This is a genomic window from Nocardiopsis sp. NPDC055824 (assembly GCF_053616335.1).
Genome location: NZ_JBSHDN010000409.1, coordinates 1 through 1,336, shown reverse-complemented (window position 1 = coordinate 1,336; position 1,336 = coordinate 1). Strand labels below are relative to the sequence as shown.

Annotated in this window: 1 protein-coding gene; it reads left to right on the top strand. The window is 73.4% G+C overall.

Going from position 1 to position 1,336, the window contains the following annotated elements; translation table 11 throughout:
* Positions 1-124: 124 nt before the first annotated feature.
* The gene (locus tag ACWGL3_RS32210; RefSeq protein WP_452462162.1) at positions 125-1,267 is read left to right on the top strand and encodes a PLP-dependent cysteine synthase family protein; all 1,143 of its coding nucleotides are present in this window, start codon (positions 125-127) and stop codon (positions 1,265-1,267) included.
* Positions 1,268-1,336: the final 69 nt, after the last annotated feature.

Here is a 1,336-nt window from a genome sequence, read left to right as displayed (position 1 = left end):
GGCCCGAAGGGCCCGGCCTCCCGTGTGCCGGGGCGCCCCCGGGTGGACCGGCGCCCCCGCCCGGCGCGCTCCCGGCCCCCGGGCGCGGAGGGGCCGGGGCCCCGGGAGGACTACCCTGCTGACCATGGCATCCTCACCAACCGGTCCGGAACCGGACGACGCCGCCCCGTGGGTGGACCGCAGCGACGACGGTACCCGCGCCTGGGTCGACGAGGCGGTCCGCAAGGTCGTGGCGGACGCGAACCGTTCGGCCGACACCCACCTGCACGTGTTCCCCCTGCCCCCGGAATGGGGCATCGACCTGTACCTGAAGGACGAGTCGGTGCACCCCACCGGCAGCCTCAAGCACCGGCTGGCGCGTTCGCTGTTCCTGTACGGGCTCGCCAACGGGTGGATCCGCGAGGGCACCACGATCGTGGAGGCCAGCTCGGGGTCCACCGCGGTCTCGGAGGCCTACTTCGCGCAGCTGATCGGGCTGGACTTCATCACGGTCATCCCGCGCAGGACCAGCCCGGAGAAGATCGCCCTCATCGAGCGGTACGGCGGCCGGTGCCACTTCGTGGACAGCCCGCCCGCGATGTACACCGAGGCGGAGCGGCTCGCGGCGGAGAGCGGCGGCCACTACATGGACCAGTTCACCTACGCCGAGCGGGCCACCGACTGGCGCGGGAACAACAACATCGCCGAGTCGATCTTCGAGCAGCTCGGCATGGAGCGCTACCCCTGTCCCGACTGGATCGTGGTGGGGGCGGGCACCGGGGGCACGTCCGCGACCATCGGGCGGTACCTGCGGTACCGGCGGATGGACACCCGGCTGGCCGTCGTGGACCCGGAGAACTCGGCGTTCTTCCCCGGCTGGGTCACCGGCGCCCCGGACTACGCCACGGGGATGCCCTCCAGGATCGAGGGCATCGGCCGCCCCCGGATGGAGCCGAGCTTCGTCCCCTCCGTGATCGACCTCATGATCCCCGTGCCCGACGCGGCGAGCATCGCCGCGATGCGGCACCTGTACGACCACACCGGCCTGTCCGCCGGCGGCTCGACGGGCACCAGCCTGTGGGGGGTGTGGCACCTCGTCGCCAGGATGCTCCGTGAGGGCCGCAGGGGCAGCGTGGTCACCCTGATCTGCGACGGCGGCGAACGCTACCAGCACAGCTACTACGACGACGGCTGGGTGGCGCAGAAGGGCCTGGACCCCGCCCCCTACCGGGCCTCCATCGACCAGTTCCTCGGGGACGGCGTGTGGGAGCCCCCCGCCGCCCCCTGAGGACGCGCGAAGGGCCCGCACCGGGGGGCGGGCCCGTCGCGCGAGGGCCTCTCCGGCCCCCGCCCGGTC